Source organism: Janthinobacterium sp. DSP2-3-3 (assembly GCF_049897325.1).
Lineage (GTDB): Bacteria > Pseudomonadota > Gammaproteobacteria > Burkholderiales > Burkholderiaceae_D > Janthinobacterium.
The window spans coordinates 613,997-628,765 of the sequence record NZ_JAFCWA010000001.1 but is presented as its reverse complement, the minus strand read 5'-3'; the positions used below and the strand labels follow the sequence as shown (position 1 = coordinate 628,765).

At 61.9% G+C, this 14,769-nt stretch carries 15 protein-coding genes; 13 read left to right on the top strand and 2 right to left on the bottom strand.

Features of this window, described 5'->3' with window-relative positions:
* The 11 genes from der (at position 1) to ACP7DE_RS03100 (ending at position 10,502) form a co-directional block, all read left to right on the top strand.
* Positions 1 to 1,347: a ribosome biogenesis GTPase Der gene (gene der, locus ACP7DE_RS03150; protein WP_010399874.1), complete on the top strand. Its 1,347-nt coding sequence runs from the start codon at positions 1 to 3 to the stop codon at positions 1,345 to 1,347.
* Between the two features lie 238 nt (positions 1,348 to 1,585).
* Positions 1,586 to 1,822, top strand: coding sequence for an RNA chaperone Hfq (gene hfq, locus ACP7DE_RS03145; protein ID WP_008450615.1), 237 nt, complete (start codon positions 1,586 to 1,588; stop codon positions 1,820 to 1,822).
* Positions 1,823 to 1,936: 114 nt separating this feature from the next.
* Positions 1,937 to 3,160, top strand: coding sequence for a GTPase HflX (hflX, locus tag ACP7DE_RS03140; protein ID WP_426070695.1), 1,224 nt, complete (start codon positions 1,937 to 1,939; stop codon positions 3,158 to 3,160).
* Between the two features lie 2 nt (positions 3,161 to 3,162).
* Complete coding sequence (hflK, locus tag ACP7DE_RS03135; protein ID WP_426070694.1) at positions 3,163 to 4,440, top strand: FtsH protease activity modulator HflK; 1,278 nt, start codon at positions 3,163 to 3,165, stop codon at positions 4,438 to 4,440.
* The gene (gene hflC, locus ACP7DE_RS03130; protein ID WP_426070693.1) at positions 4,440 to 5,327 is read left to right on the top strand and encodes a protease modulator HflC; all 888 of its coding nucleotides are present in this window, start codon (positions 4,440 to 4,442) and stop codon (positions 5,325 to 5,327) included. The genes hflK and hflC overlap by 1 nt, the downstream gene beginning before the upstream one ends.
* A gap of 271 nt (positions 5,328 to 5,598) precedes the next feature.
* Complete coding sequence (locus ACP7DE_RS03125) at positions 5,599 to 6,771, top strand: ATP phosphoribosyltransferase regulatory subunit (protein ID WP_282406441.1); 1,173 nt, start codon at positions 5,599 to 5,601, stop codon at positions 6,769 to 6,771.
* Positions 6,772 to 6,774: 3 nt separating this feature from the next.
* Entirely contained in the window at positions 6,775 to 8,088 is a 1,314-nt protein-coding gene (locus tag ACP7DE_RS03120; RefSeq protein ID WP_426070692.1) for an adenylosuccinate synthase, read from the top strand.
* Between the two features lie 66 nt (positions 8,089 to 8,154).
* Positions 8,155 to 8,700 carry a phosphoribosyltransferase gene (locus ACP7DE_RS03115; protein ID WP_034752020.1) on the top strand — a complete coding sequence of 182 codons (546 nt, stop codon included), beginning with the start codon at positions 8,155 to 8,157 and terminating at the stop codon, positions 8,698 to 8,700.
* Positions 8,701 to 8,767: 67 nt separating this feature from the next.
* The gene (locus ACP7DE_RS03110) at positions 8,768 to 9,277 is read left to right on the top strand and encodes a GNAT family N-acetyltransferase (RefSeq protein WP_426070691.1); all 510 of its coding nucleotides are present in this window, start codon (positions 8,768 to 8,770) and stop codon (positions 9,275 to 9,277) included.
* Positions 9,274 to 10,200: a WD40 repeat domain-containing protein gene (locus ACP7DE_RS03105; RefSeq protein WP_426070690.1), complete on the top strand. Its 927-nt coding sequence runs from the start codon at positions 9,274 to 9,276 to the stop codon at positions 10,198 to 10,200. Before ACP7DE_RS03110 ends, ACP7DE_RS03105 begins: the two co-directional genes overlap by 4 nt.
* Positions 10,197 to 10,502 (top strand): NIPSNAP family protein, encoded by a 306-nt coding sequence (locus ACP7DE_RS03100; RefSeq protein WP_426070689.1) that lies wholly within the window; start codon positions 10,197 to 10,199, stop codon positions 10,500 to 10,502. Before ACP7DE_RS03105 ends, ACP7DE_RS03100 begins: the two co-directional genes overlap by 4 nt.
* A gap of 17 nt (positions 10,503 to 10,519) precedes the next feature.
* On the opposite strand, the gene ACP7DE_RS03095 is transcribed toward ACP7DE_RS03100, so the two are convergent.
* Complete coding sequence (locus tag ACP7DE_RS03095; protein WP_426070688.1) at positions 10,520 to 11,581, bottom strand: AI-2E family transporter; 1,062 nt, start codon at positions 11,579 to 11,581, stop codon at positions 10,520 to 10,522.
* A 217-nt stretch (positions 11,582 to 11,798) separates the two neighbouring features.
* Between ACP7DE_RS03095 and ACP7DE_RS03090 the strand changes: the two genes are divergently transcribed.
* Positions 11,799 to 12,425, top strand: a complete 627-nt coding sequence (locus ACP7DE_RS03090; protein ID WP_426070687.1) for a flavin reductase family protein — start codon at positions 11,799 to 11,801, stop codon at positions 12,423 to 12,425.
* An 11-nt stretch (positions 12,426 to 12,436) separates the two neighbouring features.
* Here the strand turns inward: ACP7DE_RS03090 and ACP7DE_RS03085 are convergent, their stop codons facing one another.
* Complete coding sequence (locus ACP7DE_RS03085) at positions 12,437 to 13,279, bottom strand: FadR/GntR family transcriptional regulator (protein ID WP_426070686.1); 843 nt, start codon at positions 13,277 to 13,279, stop codon at positions 12,437 to 12,439.
* A 158-nt stretch (positions 13,280 to 13,437) separates the two neighbouring features.
* On the opposite strand from ACP7DE_RS03085, the gene ACP7DE_RS03080 reads away from it, so the two are divergent.
* On the top strand, positions 13,438 to 14,766 hold the full coding sequence (locus tag ACP7DE_RS03080) for an MFS transporter (protein WP_426070685.1): 1,329 nt from the start codon (positions 13,438 to 13,440) through the stop codon (positions 14,764 to 14,766).
* Positions 14,767 to 14,769: the final 3 nt, after the last annotated feature.

The following is a 14,769-nucleotide window of genomic DNA, read 5'->3' as shown; positions in this document are numbered from 1 at the left end:
ATGAAGCCGGTAATTGCACTAGTAGGTCGACCCAATGTTGGGAAATCGACTTTATTCAATCGTCTGACCCGCTCGCGCGATGCGCTGGTGGCGGATTTGCCTGGGTTGACGCGCGATCGTCACTATGGCGAAGGCCGTGTCGGCGAACGTCCCTTCCTGGTCATCGATACGGGTGGTTTCGAACCCGTCGCCAAGGAAGGCATCATGCACCAGATGGCACTGCAGACCAAGCAGGCCGTGGCCGAGGCCGACGTGGTGGTGTTCATCGTGGACGGCCGCCAAGGCCTGACCCCGCATGACAAGACGATCGTTGACTTCCTGCGCAAGAGCGGCCGCCCGGTCTTGCTGGTGGTCAACAAAAGCGAGGGCATGCGCTATACGGCCGTCGTGTCCGAATTCTATGAATTGGGCATGGGCGATCCGTATGCGATCTCGTCGGCGCACGGCGACGGCGTCAACGACCTCGTCGAAGTGATGCTGGACCTGGCCTTCGCGCAGCGTCCGGATGAGCCTGAAGAGCTGGAAAAGACCGACCGCGGCATCAAGATTGCCCTCGTCGGTCGTCCAAACGTGGGCAAGTCGACCCTCATCAACACCCTGCTGGGCGAAGAGCGCGTGATCGCCTTCGACATGCCGGGCACGACGCGCGACTCGATCGAGATTCCGTTCGAGCGCGATGGCCAGCAATACACGCTGATCGACACGGCCGGTATCCGCCGCCGCGGCAAGGTATTTGAAGCGATCGAGAAATTCTCGGTGGTGAAAACCCTGCAATCGATTTCCGAAGCCAACGTGGTGGTGCTGATGCTCGACGCGCAGCAGGATATTTCAGAGCAAGACGCGCATATCGCCGGCTTCATCCTTGAATCGGGCCGCGCGCTGGTGGTGGCCGTGAATAAATGGGATGGTTTGCAATCGCACGAACGCGACGAGATCAAGATCGATATCGACCGCAAGCTCGATTTCCTGTCGTTCGCGCAGATGCATTTCATTTCGGCGCTGAAGGGCACCAACATCGCTCCACTGATGAAGTCGCTCAACGCCGCGTATGCGGCCGCCATGTGCGATCTGTCGACGCCGAAACTGACGCGCGCCCTGATCGAGGCGGTGGAGAAGCAGGAGCCACGCCGCAAGGGCTCGATCCGTCCGAAGCTGCGCTATGCTCACCAGGGTGGCATGAACCCGCCTGTGATCGTTATTCACGGCAATGCGCTCGACGCCGTTGGCGATCCCTACAAGCGCTATCTGGAAAAACATTTCCGCGATACGTTTGCCCTGGTCGGTACGCCACTGCGCATCGAACTGCGCACGGGTAAAAACCCGTTTGCGCGCACGCCGAGCAAGTAATGATTTAACCGCTGGATTAAGTGCATATTAAGGCGCCGCAGAGATAATGCGGCGCCGACAGCCAATTCAATGGCTCTTGCACGAAATGAAAGTGTTAATGCGCCATGCGCGACAGCGATCGTGAAAACAGGTTACAGTAGCTATGACGCATCTTTCTTTCTTTGAAAGGTGTGAGAGCACTTGAAATCAAGCGAGTCGCCTCCAATTCTTACACAACAACATAAACAACGGAGCTGTTATGAGCAACAAAGGGCAACTGTTACAAGACCCATTCCTCAATGCATTACGCAAAGAGCATGTTCCTGTCTCGATCTACCTGGTCAATGGCATTAAATTGCAGGGCCATATCGAATCGTTCGATCAATATGTCGTATTGCTGCGCAATACGGTGACACAGATGGTGTACAAGCATGCCATCTCGACAGTGGTGCCGGCCCGTGCCGTCAATCTCAATATTGAATCTGAAGCGGAGTAAAGCGTTGAGCTTGACGGCCCAGCGCCTTTCACCCTCCGTCGCCCCCGTCCGCGCCAGCGGCGCTGATGCGTTTGCATCGGCGTCGGCGTGCGCCGCCACTTATCTGATGCCATCATGCGCGCGGCACTAGTCGGGGTTGACTTCGGTCACAGCGACTTCGCCGCCAGCATGGAGGAACTCATGCTGTTGTCGCGCTCGGCTGGCGTAGACCCGATTTCCACCATCACGGCCAAACGTTCCAGTCCCGATTCCGCCTATTTCGTCGGCAGTGGCAAGGCCGATGAAATTGGCGACGTCGTCGTCAATGACGGCCTGGAAATCGTCATTTTTAACCATGCCCTGTCACCTGCCCAACAGCGCAATCTGGAAAAGCGCCTGAATGTGCGGGTGCTCGACCGCACCAGCTTGATCCTCGACATCTTCGCGCAGCGCGCCAAGAGCCACGAGGGCAAGTTGCAAGTCGAGCTGGCCCAGTTGCAGCATCTGGCCACGCGCCTGATCCGCGGCTGGACCCACCTTGAGCGGCAAAAGGGCGGGATCGGCTTACGCGGTCCCGGCGAGACGCAGCTCGAGACCGACCGTCGGCTGATCGGCGACCGTGTCAAGGCCTTGCGCGCCCGCTTGGAAAAGCTGCACAAGCAGCGCGAAACGCAGCGCCGCGCGCGCGGCCGCAATCACACATTTTCGGTGTCCCTGGTCGGCTATACCAATGCCGGCAAGTCGACCCTGTTCAATGCCGTGACCAAGGCTGGCGTGTATGTTGCCGACCAGTTGTTCGCCACCCTGGACACCACCTCGCGCCGGGTTTACCTGGGCCAGGAAGTGGGCAATGTGGTGATCTCCGACACGGTCGGTTTCGTGCGCGAATTGCCGCATCAACTGGTGGCCGCTTTCCGCGCCACGCTCGAAGAAACCATCCATGCCGATTTGCTGCTGCACGTCGTCGACGCTGCGTCGCCGGTGCGCATGGAGCAGATCGAGCAGGTCAACCTGGTCTTGAAAGAGATCGGCGCCGATCATATTCCGCAAATCCTCGTGTGGAACAAGATCGATGCGGCCGGGCTGGAGCCATCGGTGGAGCGCGATGAATATGCTACGATCAGTCGCGTCTTCGTCAGTGCGCAGAAGGGTAGCGGTCTCGACCTGCTGCGCGATGCGATTGTCGAGATGGCCAGGAAGGCGCCCGGTTCGGCGCACCTGTATCAGAACGACGCAGCACCGCAGGAAGATCAGTTGGACGGTCAGTACGACCAGCACGATGGCGCCGCCCCGGACCAGGACGAAGAGCCTGGCGAGGACGATAGGATTTCCACCCACTCCCAAGTCGGAACACGATAGTTATGCTTGTCTCCCTACTCAAAAAAACAGGCTTGAAGTTGTCCCTGAACGATCCCCGCTGGGGCAATCGCAAGGACGACGGCAAGAAAGCCCAAGAAGGCAAAAAGCCCGGCGAAGGTCCGCCGGACCTCGATCAGTTATGGCGCGATTTCAATCAGCGCCTGAACGCCTTTTTCGGACAGAAGAACCGTCCCGACAACGGCGGCAATAACAACGGCGGTGGCGGTGGTCCGCGTCCCGACATGAAGGGCGCCGGCATCACCGCTGGCGTGGTCGGCGTGATCGCCGTCTTCATCTGGCTCGCCAGCGGCGCCTTCATCGTGCAAGAGGGCCAGAGCGGCGTCGTGCTCACGTTCGGCAAGTACAGCCACACCACGCCGGCCGGTTTCAACTGGCGCTGGCCGTACCCGTTCCAGACTGACGAAACCGTCAACGTGTCGCAGGTGCGCACGGTGGAAGTCGGTTACCGCCAGTCGCTGCGCAACAAGCAGGCCAGCGAGTCGCTGATGCTGACGGACGATGAAAACATCATCGACATCCAGTTCGCGGTGCAATACACGCTGAAAGACCCTGTGGCGTGGCTGTTCAACACGCGCGACCAGGAAGATACCCTGCGCCAGGTCGCCGAAACGGCGATCCGCGAAGTGGTGGGCCGCAGCAAGATGGACTTCGTGCTGTATGAAGGCCGCGAAAAGGTCGCTTACGATACGCAGCAACTGATGCAGCAAATTCTCGACCGCTACAAGGTAGGTGTCGCTATCACCAACGTGACGATGCAGGCCGTGCAGCCGCCGGAGCAGGTGCAAGCCGCCTTCGACGATGCCGTCAAGGCCGGCCAGGACCGCGAACGCCAGAAGAATGAAGGCCAGGCTTACGCCAACGACGTCATTCCAAAAGCCCGCGGCGCCGCTTTCCGCCTGATGGAGGAAGCCGCCGCGTACAGCGCGATGGTGACCGAGAACGCCGCAGGTAATGCTTCGCGCTTCAAGCAGGTGCTGGTCGAGTACCAGAAGGCACCGGTCGTCACGCGCGACCGCATGTACCTGGAAACGATGCAGCAAGTGTTCAGCAGTGCCAGCAAGGTTATGGTTGACGCGAAGACGGGCAGCAATCTGCTGTATCTGCCGCTCGACAAGCTGATCGCCCAGACGGCTGCCACCGATGCCGCTGCCGCCCGTGCTGGCGCGACACCCGCAGCCAACACCGTTTTGCCACAGGAAGCCATGCCGACAGTAGAAGTCAATACGCGCCGCTCTTCGCGTGAACGGGAGAGTCGCTAATGAACCGTATCGTAGCCGCCCTGATCGCGGGCTTTATCGCGATCATGCTCTTGTCCTCGACCGTGTTCGTGGTCGACCAGCGTAAGTATGCGGTCGTCTTCGCCCTCGGTGAAGTCAAGGAAGTCATCAGCACGCCGGGCCTGTATTTCAAACTGCCGCCGCCGTTCCAGAACGTGCTGTACCTGGACAAGCGCATCCTGACCCTGGATACGCCGGAACCGGAACGCTTCATCACGGCCGAGAAGAAGAACATCCTCGTCGACGCTTATGTGAAATGGCGCATCGCCGACCCACGGCTGTATTTCCGCAGCTTTGGCGGCGATGAAAAGCCGGCCCGCAACCGCATGTCGCAAATCGTCAAGGCAGCGCTGAACGATGAAATCACCAAGCGCACCGTGCGCGAAGTGATCTCGGGCCAGCGCGGCAAGGTGATGGAAGCGATTCTGGCCAAGGTGTCGGCGGAAGCCAAGGCCATCGGCGTGGAAATCGTCGACGTGCGCCTGAAGCGTGTCGACTACGTCGAGCAGATCAACAACTCCGTGTACGAGCGCATGAAGTCCGAGCGCGTGCGCGTGGCCAATGAGCTGCGGTCGACCGGTTCGGCCGACTCCGAGAAAATCCGCGCCGACGCCGACAAGCAGCGCACGGTGATCCTGGCCGAAGCATATCGTGAAGCCGAGAAGATCCGCGGCGAGGGCGATGCCAAGGCATCGCAGATCTATGCGGAAGCGTTTGGCCGGAATCCGGAGTTCTACAAGTTCTACCGTAGCCTGGAAGCCTACCGCGCCACCTTCAGGGACAAGGGCGACGTGATGGTGGTCGATCCGAGTTCGGAATTCTTCAAGTACTTCAAGGGCGGCGGTGCAGCCGGTTCGGCCAAGAAGTAAGGCAGCATCCAGACTGCACCTGGCCGCAAGGGCGGGTGGCAGCAGCAGCGGGGCCGGCGTCAATGCCGGCCCCGTTTTTTTGGTGTGCCCAGGCTGTGGCGGGAAGGCGTAAAATGCGGTGTTTTTAGGACTGTGCGGCAGCGATTCGGACAACTTATCCCTAAAGGCCCGTGTTTTCGCGTAAAATATCAGGTTCGGCCTCTTGCCTGGCGCGCCCGCCGCTGCCTCGCATGATGCATTTTTTCAACTTTCTTCCGTATCTCGCTCCCTCATGCCGAATTGGCTTTTGCCCGAAAATATTGCCGATGTTCTGCCGTCGGAAGCGCGCAAGATCGAAGAGCTGCGCCGCCTCATGCTGGATAATTTCCGTCTGTACGGATATGAATTGGTCATGCCGCCGCTGCTCGAGTATCTGGAATCGCTGATGACTGGCGCTGGCAAGGATACCGACCTGCGCACGTTCAAACTGGTCGACCAGCTGTCGGGCCGCATGCTCGGCCTGCGTGCCGACATGACGACGCAAGTGGCGCGCATCGACGCGCACCTGCTCAACCGTGCCACCGTAACCCGTCTGTGCTACGCCGGCAGCGTGCTGCATACCCGTCCTTCGGGTCTGCACGCCACCCGCGAACCGCTGCAGATCGGCGCCGAAATCTATGGCCACGCGGGCCTGGAAGCGGACGCCGAGATCCAGGAACTGGCGCTCGCTTCGCTGGCACTGGCCGGTTTCGATAGTGTGCGCCTGGATTTGTCGCACGTTGGCCTGTTGCGCGCTATCATTGCGCAAGATGCCGCTGCCGTGCGCGACGAGGCTGCGCTGTACACCTTGCTGCGCGCGAAAGATGCGCCTGGCCTGCGTGCGCTGACCGCTGCCTACGATCCCGTCACGCGCGATGCGCTGCTGGCCTTGCCGAACCTGTACGGCGACATCGACGTGCTGGCGCGTGCGCGCGAAGTGCTGCCGCCGCTGCCGGGCGTGCTGAAAGCGCTGGCCGAACTGGCCGCGCTGGCCGCGACTGTGGAAACTAAGGCTTTGGGCCGCGCCGAAGTGGCGATCGACCTGGCCGACCTGCGCGGCTACCAATATGAAAGTGGCGCGATGTTTGCGCTGTATGTACCTGGCTTGCCGAACGCGGTTGCGCGCGGCGGCCGTTATGACCACGTCGGCGAAGCGTTCGGCCGGGCACGTCCCGCGACCGGCTTCTCGCTCGATTTGCGCGAACTGGCGCGCTTGTTGCCGACCGCGGAACGGAAGCATTCGATCCGCGCGCCGTGGGGCAGCGCGCCAGAATTGAAGGAAAAAATCGCCGAGTTGCGCAAGGCGGGCGAGGTCGTGATCCAGAGTATGCCGGGTCACAGTAATGAACAAGACGAGTTCGAGTGCGATCGCGTGCTGGTACTTGCCGATAATGGTAGTAGCTGGATTCTTAAAAACTTAGGTTGAGTGATGTCAAAGAAAATTATGGCAAAGAACGTTGTTGTCATCGGCACCCAATGGGGCGATGAAGGTAAAGGCAAGATCGTCGATTGGTTGACCGATCACGCTCAAGGTGTGGTGCGCTTCCAGGGCGGCCACAATGCAGGCCACACGCTGGTCATCGGCGGCGTCAAGACTGCGCTGCAGCTGATCCCGTCGGGCATCATGCGTCCAGGCGTCGCCTGCTACATCGGTAACGGCGTGGTCGTTTCCGTGCCGGACGTGCTGCGCGAAATCGACAAGCTCGAAGCCGTCGGCGTCGAAGTCGCCTCGCGCCTGAAAGTGTCGGACGCCGCACCGGTGATCCTGCCTTACCACTCGGCACTCGACCTGGCCCGTGAAGCTGCGCGCGGCGCGGCCAAGATCGGCACCACCGGCAAGGGCATCGGCCCGGCCTACGAAGACAAGGTAGCGCGCCGCGCCATCCGCGTCGCCGACCTGCTGAACGAGAGCCGTTTCGCTGAAAAACTGGCGGAAAACCTCGACTACCACAACTTCGTGCTGGAGCACTACCTGAAAGCTCCGCGCATCGATTACCAGAAGACCCTCGACGACGCGCTGGCTTATGTGCCGCGTCTGCGTCCGATGGTCACCGACGTGTCGAGCGCGCTGTACAAGGCGCACAAGGCCGGCGCCAACCTGTTGTTCGAAGGCGCGCAGGGTTCCCTGCTCGACGTCGATCACGGCACCTATCCGTTCGTCACCTCGTCGAACTGCGTGGCCGGCAATGCCGCTGCCGGTTCGGGCGTCGGTCCCGGCATGCTGCACTACATCCTGGGCATCACCAAGGCTTATACGACGCGCGTCGGTTCCGGCCCGTTCCCTTCGGAACTGCCAACGGATGCAGGCGTCGGCCACCACCTGGCGCAAGTCGGCCATGAATTCGGCACCGTGACGGGCCGTGCCCGCCGCTGCGGCTGGTTTGACGCCGCCTTGTTGCGCCGTTCCGTGCAGATCAACGGCGTGACGGGCATGTGCCTGACCAAGCTGGACGTGCTGGACGGTATCGAAACGCTGAAACTGTGCACCGGCTACACCATCGACGGCGTGGCCACGGACATCTTCCCATCGGGCGCTGAAGAAGCCGCCCGTTGCGTACCTGTGTACGAAGAGATGCCAGGCTGGTCGGAAAGCACGGTCGGCGCGAAATCGCTGGCTGCCCTGCCAGCAACAGCGCGCGCTTACATCAAGCGCATTGAAGAACTGGTCGGCGTGCCGGTGGACATGGTTTCGACCGGTCCGGATCGTGAAGAAACGATCGTGCTGCGCCACCCATTCGAGTAAGCTGCTGGACACAATCCGCCGCAAGGCGGATTTTTTTAATCACGCTAATAATAAGATTTCACTATCATGACTACCCCACAATCGAACGATCAACATCTCTGGGTCAACTGGGAAGAGTACCACCGCCTGATCGAGCGCCTGGCGCTCAAGGTCTACGAATCGGGCTGGAAATTTGACCAGGTATTGTGCCTGGCGCGCGGCGGCGTGCGTCCTGGCGACGTGTTCTCGCGCATTTTTGATTTGCCGTTGGCCATCCTGTCGACCAGCTCCTACCGCGAAGACGCGGGCACGGTGCGCGGCGACCTCGATATCGCCAAGTACATGACCATGACCAAGGGCCCGCTGGCTGGCCGCATCCTGCTGGTTGACGACTTGGCCGATTCGGGCGTCACCCTGGACAAGGTCACGCGTCACCTGAAAGAAAATTTCCCTGACGTGACCGAAGTCAAATCGGCCGTGATCTGGCTGAAAGGCTGCTCCGTCGTGCGTCCTGACTACTTCCTCGACGAGCTGCCGCACAACCCGTGGATCCATCAGCCGTTCGAAGACTACGACGGCCTGCGTCCGCACCAGTTGGCGGCGTGGATCAAGAAGGGCGAAGCAGGCAAGTAATTGCGTGCGCTCTTGCAAAAAAAAGACGATCATGTATCGTCTTTTTTTTCATCTGAAGGAATCTGGCATGACCATTCTGCACACGGCGCGGCTGCGCCTCGAACCCGTCACCGACAGGCATTACCACGCCATGCATGCCATGAACTCGGATACCGAAGTGATGACCTACCTGAATGCGGGCCAGCCGGAGACGGAAGAGCACACGCGCGCCGCCGTTGCCCGCATCATGGGGCGCTGGGTGGAATGGGGCTATTCGTGGTGGGCCTTGATCCGTACCGAAGATGCGGTGCTGGTGGGGCTGGCCTGCTTGCAGCATATCGGCGGCGACAAGGCGAAGCCGCACGAAATCGGCTGGCGCCTGGCGCGGGCTGGCTGGGGGATGGGCTATGCCAGCGAAGCGGCGCAAGCCATCGTCGCGCATGCCTTCGACGTCGTCGGCGCGCCCGAGGTGGTGGCCGTGGCCCATCCCGACAACGCCGCCTCGATCAAGGTCATGACGCGCCTGGGCATGCAATACGTGGGCATGGAACGCCATTACGACCTCGATAGCGTGGTGTACCGCCTGGCGCGCCCATGACGGCAGTGTCGAAGCCTCTGAAGCTGGGCTGCAGCTATGGCGTGCGGTTTTCGCCCGATGGCATGCGCCTGGCCGTGCTGGGGCGCGATCTGATCCTGTGGGACGTGGCGGCGCGGACCAAGCTGTGGCGCGGCAAATTCATCGCGCACATGTCGGGCATGGCGTTCTCGCCTGACGGCGGCCGGCTGGCCATCAAGAGCACGACGGGCCAGATGGCCGTGGTGGATGCCCAGGCGGGTCAGTTGCTGCTGAACTTCCAGAACAAAAGGGATGGCGAAGGCTGCGGTCCCGCGTGGTCGCCGTGCGGCCGGTATCTGGCCGACGGCGGCTGGGATGGCCGTCTGCGGATGCGCGAGGCGCAGACGGGTGAGGTGCTCTTCACGCAGGTGCATCCTGGCGAGATGCTGCGCGGTGTCTACGCCATCGATGGCGGGCGGCGTTTGCTGGTCCAGCATGGCGTCAAATCGGTGGACGAGGGGCTGCTGCAGCCGCCCGACTACTGCAGCGTGTGGGACTGGCCCTTGCAGGCGGGAGGCGGGCGCGTGGTGCTGTCGCTGCCTGGCCTGATGTCGTGCGCGCCATCGCCGGACGGCGAGCGTCTGGCCGCGCTGCACCATGCCGGTGGCAAAGAGTATTTGTCCGTGCATGCGCTGGCCGATGGCAGCTGTCTGGCCACGGTGCCCGTGGAAGCGGGCGGCGGCACGGGCAACGCCTTGCGCTGGCTGCCCGACGGCAGCGTGCTGGGACGCCTTGGCAAGGGCAAACTGCTGTTTTATGGCTGGCCGGGGCTCGATGTCCTGGCACAAGAAGATTTTACGTATCCCTGCGCGCTGGACTTTTTGCCTGGTTCGCCACTGGCCGCCATCGGCTCCTGGGAATCTGGCATGTTGATGGATTTGAACATATACAAGGAAATCGCATGATCACCTGTTATTTGCGCTACATCATCGACCCGTACAAACTGCGGGAATTCGAAGCCTACGGCAAGCTGTGGATACCGCTGGTGGAACGCTTCGGCGGCCAGCACCACGGCTACTTCCTGCCGTCCGAAGGCGCCAGCAACGTCGCGCTGGCCATGTTCTCGTTTCCCAGCCTGGCCCTGTACGAGCAGTACCGCAGGGACTCGATGCTGGATGCCGAGTGCCAGGCCGCCTTCCGCTACGCCGAAGAGACGCGCTGCATCGTCAGCTATGAGCGCAGTTTTTTCCGTCCCGTGTTTGCCTGACGGCGCTTCGCCACGCCTCAATCCTCGGCCTGGAATTCGCTGGCCGAGACGAACAAATCCCACGACGCGATGAACAGGGCCGCCACCACGGGGCCGATGACGAAGCCGTTCAGGCCAAACAGGGCCATGCCGCCGACGGTCGACAGCAGCACCACGTAGTCGGGCATCTTGGTATCCTTGCCCACCAGGATGGGACGCAGCACGTTGTCGACCAGGCCGATGACGAAGACGCCGAAGGCGGCCAGGCCGGCGCCTTGCCAGATCGCGCCCGTGGCCAGGAAGTAGACGGCCACGGGCGCCCATACGAGGGCGGCGCCGACGGCCGGCAGCAGCGACAGGAAAGCCATCAACACTGCCCACAGCAAGGGTGCGGGCACATCCAGAAACCAGAACGCCAGGCCGCCGAGGGCGCCCTGGGCGATCGCCACGAGGATGTTGCCCTTCACGGTGGCGCGGATCACCGTGGTGAAATTGGTGAACAGGCGCTGCTTGTACTTGCGGCTCAGCGGCACGGCGCCCTTGATGCGGGCCGACAGGGTGGAGCCATCGCGCATGAGGAAAAACAGCAGGTACAGCATGATGCACAGGCTGGTGAGGAATTCGAAGGTGTACAGGCCCACATTGATGGCTTTCACCGCCACCACCTGGCTCACCTGCGTGGCGCCCTCGGCCAGCTTGTCTTGCAGGCTGGCCAGGCTGGTCAGGTTGAAGCGCTCGAGCAAATTGATCAACCATTGCGGCAGTACCGCCATGATTTTATTGAAGAACATGGCGACCGTGATTTCGCCCGAACGTACCATCTCCACTACGCTGGCCGCCTGGTTCACCAGCGACACGGAAATGAGCGACAGCGGCAGGATCACGATGACGACGATGAGCAGCAAGGTCAGCAGCGACGCCAGGCCGGCGCGGCCCCTGGTTTTTAGCAGCAGCCAGCGGTACACGGGCGCGAACAGGATCGCCAGGACGACGCCCCAGAAGATGGCGCCCGCATACGGCGCCAGTATCCAGCCGAAGCCGATGGTGACGATGCTCAAGAGGAGCAAGAACACTTTCTGGTGCAGCGTGAGTGTATGCATGGGGGGTAGCACAATGATAAAGGTTGAGTTGTGCCATCATAAGCGAGGCGTGGTGCGGCGCGCCATACAATTGTCGCCTTGGTAGTCTGTGCGCGAGCGCACCTGGCGCCGGCGGGCCGGCTACGTGGTGGCGGCAATTCCAGTAAGCTGTCGTTCCAGGCGCTCCATCCTGGGCGCCTTTGACTTCTTTTGACTTCTTTTGACTTCAGGAACGCGCGTGACCGATCACATTCACTTTTATGAACCTGCGCAGGGCCACGGCTTGCCGCACGATCCCTTCAACGCCATCGTGGGGCCGCGTCCGATCGGCTGGATCGCCACGCGCAGCGGCGATGGCGTGCTCAATCTGGCCCCCTACAGTTTTTTCAATGCCTTCAATTACACGCCGCCGCTGATCGGTTTTTCCAGCATCGGCCGCAAGGATACCTTGCGCAATATCGAGCAGACGGGCGAATTCGTGTGGAACCTGGCGACGCGTCCGCTGGCCGAGGCCATGAATGCCAGCTGCGCGCCGGCGCCGCCCGAGGTCGACGAATTCGCGCTGGCCGGCCTGACGCCGGACGCCTCGCGCATCGTCAAGGTGCCGCGCGTGGCCGAAAGCCCCGTGTCCTTCGAATGCCGGCGCACCCAGATCATCGAGCTGCAAGGGCTCAACGGTGAAGGCGTCGGCAGCTGGCTGGTGCTGGGCGAAGTGGTGGGCGTGCATATCGCGCGCCATCTGCTCGTGGATGGTGTGTACGACACGGCCGCCGCCGCCGCCATCCTGCGCGGCGGCGGACCGGCCGATTATTTTGAAATCGGTCCGGACAGCCTGTTCCAGATGCGCCGCCCAAGCTACCCCTGAACGGGAGCAGGCTATTTCTGCATGATGGGGTCGCGCCCGAGGGTGCGTGCCAGTGCGCCGCCGTCGCCGCGCCAGAATTCGCGGTCGGCCAGGCGTACGCGCTCGGCCGCGTGCTGCATGTGTTCCATGGCCGCCTGGCGCGCCCGCTGCGGGTCGCCGTCGGCGATCGCCTGCACGATCTTTTCATGTTCGCGTCGCACTTCGATGGAAAAGTCCGTGCGCCGCGCTTCATTCGCGCGCGTCACCTTGACGGCCGAGCGGATCGGGTCGGCGAACATGGCGACGAACTTCGGCCAGTAAGGATTGCCCGTCGCCTCGGCGATGCACAGGTGCAGGCGCACGTCTTCTTCCACGCCATCGACACCGGCCGCCACCGCTTCCTCGATGCGCCGTAGCGCATGTTCGATATCGGCCAGCTGGCCCGGCGTGCGCCGCACGGCTGCCAGCGCGGCGATTTCCGCTTCCAGTCCCTGCCGCACCTCGATCAGGTTCAATAGCGATTGCACCGACTGCTCCGTCAGCGCGTCGCCCCGTTCACCGCTCTTCGCGCCATCTTGCGCGCACACGAAGGTGCCACTGCCCTTGCGTGTGGCGACGATGCCGTCTGCCTGCAGCAGGGCGATGGCTTCGCGCAGCACTGTGCGGCTGACGCCGAAGTGACTGGCCATGGCTTGCTCCGAGGGCAGGCGCGTGCCGCCGGCCAGGCCATCGTGGTGGAGCTGCTGGCGCAGCCGCGCCGCCACCCGCGCGCCCAGGGTGCCGGTGGTGAAACTGCCCGCGGCGGGCTCCGGCGCGGGAAGGGTAAAGCTGAACGTGCGGTCCATCGGGTGCATCCTTGTGCTAGCGGTTCTCATGGGGCTTGCCTGCTTGCCATTATATGGAATATACAGCTTGACACACACAAAACACACACATAATATACATCCATACAAATTTTAGACAAGTTGCCAGCCACCACCGGTGGACTATAAAAACCCGGCACGGTCGATCCCCCAGCGATCAGGAGACAAGCATGGAAGTGTCACAAGCAATGCCGGGCCAGTCGGCAGGCGCGGCCGCAAGCCAGAAAACCATCGACGACGCCGTCTACCGCAAGGTGACCTGGCGCATCATTCCCTTCCTCATGCTGTGCTACATCGTCGCTTATCTCGACCGTGTGAATGTGGGCTTCGCCAAGCTGCAAATGCTGGCCGACCTGCAGTTTTCCGAAACCGTGTACGGCCTGGGAGCCGGTGTGTTCTTCCTCGGCTACTTCCTGTTCGAAGTACCCAGCAATGTCATGCTGCACAAGATCGGCGCGCGTGTGTGGATCGCCCGCATCATGATCACCTGGGCCATCATCTCGGGCGCCTTCATGTTCGTCACCACGCCGACCCAGTTCTACGTCATGCGTTTCCTGCTCGGCATCGCCGAGGCGGGTTTCTTCCCCGGCATCATTCTTTATCTGACCTACTGGTATCCGTCCGAGCGCCGCGCGCGCATGGTGTGCACCTTCATGGCCGCCATTCCCGTGGCAGGCCTGATCGGCGGTCCCCTGTCTGGCTGGATCATGGAAACCTTCGCCGGCTGGCACGGTTATGCGGGCTGGCAGTGGATGTTCGTGCTCGAAGCGATTCCCGCCGCCCTGATGGGCGTGGCCGTGCTGCTGTACCTCGATAACAGCATCCGCGCCGCGAAGTGGCTGACGGAAGATGAAAAAGTCATCCTTGAGCAGCGCATCGCCACGGAAGCGCAGGGCAAGGTGTCGCATCCGTCTATCCGCGCCATGTTCGCCGACCCGCGCATCTGGGTCATGGCCCTGATCTATTTCTGCTGCGTGATGGGGCAGTATTCGCTGACCTTCTGGCTGCCCAGCCTGATCAAGGCGGCTGGCGTGACGGGCGTGCTGAATATCGGTCTGTTCACGGCCATTCCGTATTCGTTTGCCGTGGCGTCGATGATCCTGCTGGGCCGCAGCTCGGACAAATACCGCGAACGCCGCTGGCACATGGCCATCCCGCTGGTGGTCGGCGCCGCCGCCATCGTCTGCAGCGCGCTGGCCGGCGCCCACAACACGGGCTGGGCCATCTTCTTCCTGACGATCGCCGCCGGCGGCATCCTCGCCGCTTCGCCCATGTTCTGGAGCCTGCCGACGGCTTTCCTCGGTGGTGTCTCGGCGGCTGCCGGCATCGCCGCCATCAACTCGGTGGGCAATCTGGCCGGCTTTGCGGCGCCGTACATGATCGGTTCCATCAAGGACCTGACGCAATCGACCGACATCGCCATCTACCTGCTGGCCGGCATCCTAGTGTTTGGCGCCTTCATCATCATGCGCGTGCCGGCCAAGCTGGTAAACAAATAAGTG

Excerpts from the sequence above, each read along its gene's own strand:
- hflK (WP_426070694.1), top strand. The coding sequence starts at position 3,163 with ATGCTTGTCTCCCTACTCAAAAAAACAGGCTTGAAGTTGTCCCTGAAC.
- ACP7DE_RS03100 (WP_426070689.1), top strand. The coding sequence starts at position 10,197 with ATGATCACCTGTTATTTGCGCTACATCATCGACCCGTACAAACTGCGG.
- ACP7DE_RS03080 (WP_426070685.1), top strand. The coding sequence starts at position 13,438 with ATGGAAGTGTCACAAGCAATGCCGGGCCAGTCGGCAGGCGCGGCCGCA.
- ACP7DE_RS03120 (WP_426070692.1), top strand. The coding sequence starts at position 6,775 with ATGTCAAAGAAAATTATGGCAAAGAACGTTGTTGTCATCGGCACCCAA.
- ACP7DE_RS03110 (WP_426070691.1), top strand. The coding sequence starts at position 8,768 with ATGACCATTCTGCACACGGCGCGGCTGCGCCTCGAACCCGTCACCGAC.
- ACP7DE_RS03095 (WP_426070688.1), bottom strand. The coding sequence starts at position 11,581 with ATGCATACACTCACGCTGCACCAGAAAGTGTTCTTGCTCCTCTTGAGC.
- ACP7DE_RS03105 (WP_426070690.1), top strand. The coding sequence starts at position 9,274 with ATGACGGCAGTGTCGAAGCCTCTGAAGCTGGGCTGCAGCTATGGCGTG.
- hflC (WP_426070693.1), top strand. The coding sequence starts at position 4,440 with ATGAACCGTATCGTAGCCGCCCTGATCGCGGGCTTTATCGCGATCATG.
- ACP7DE_RS03085 (WP_426070686.1), bottom strand. The coding sequence starts at position 13,279 with ATGAGAACCGCTAGCACAAGGATGCACCCGATGGACCGCACGTTCAGC.
- ACP7DE_RS03125 (WP_282406441.1), top strand. The coding sequence starts at position 5,599 with ATGCCGAATTGGCTTTTGCCCGAAAATATTGCCGATGTTCTGCCGTCG.
- der (WP_010399874.1), top strand. The coding sequence starts at position 1 with ATGAAGCCGGTAATTGCACTAGTAGGTCGACCCAATGTTGGGAAATCG.
- hflX (WP_426070695.1), top strand. The coding sequence starts at position 1,937 with ATGCGCGCGGCACTAGTCGGGGTTGACTTCGGTCACAGCGACTTCGCC.
- ACP7DE_RS03115 (WP_034752020.1), top strand. The coding sequence starts at position 8,155 with ATGACTACCCCACAATCGAACGATCAACATCTCTGGGTCAACTGGGAA.
- hfq (WP_008450615.1), top strand. The coding sequence starts at position 1,586 with ATGAGCAACAAAGGGCAACTGTTACAAGACCCATTCCTCAATGCATTA.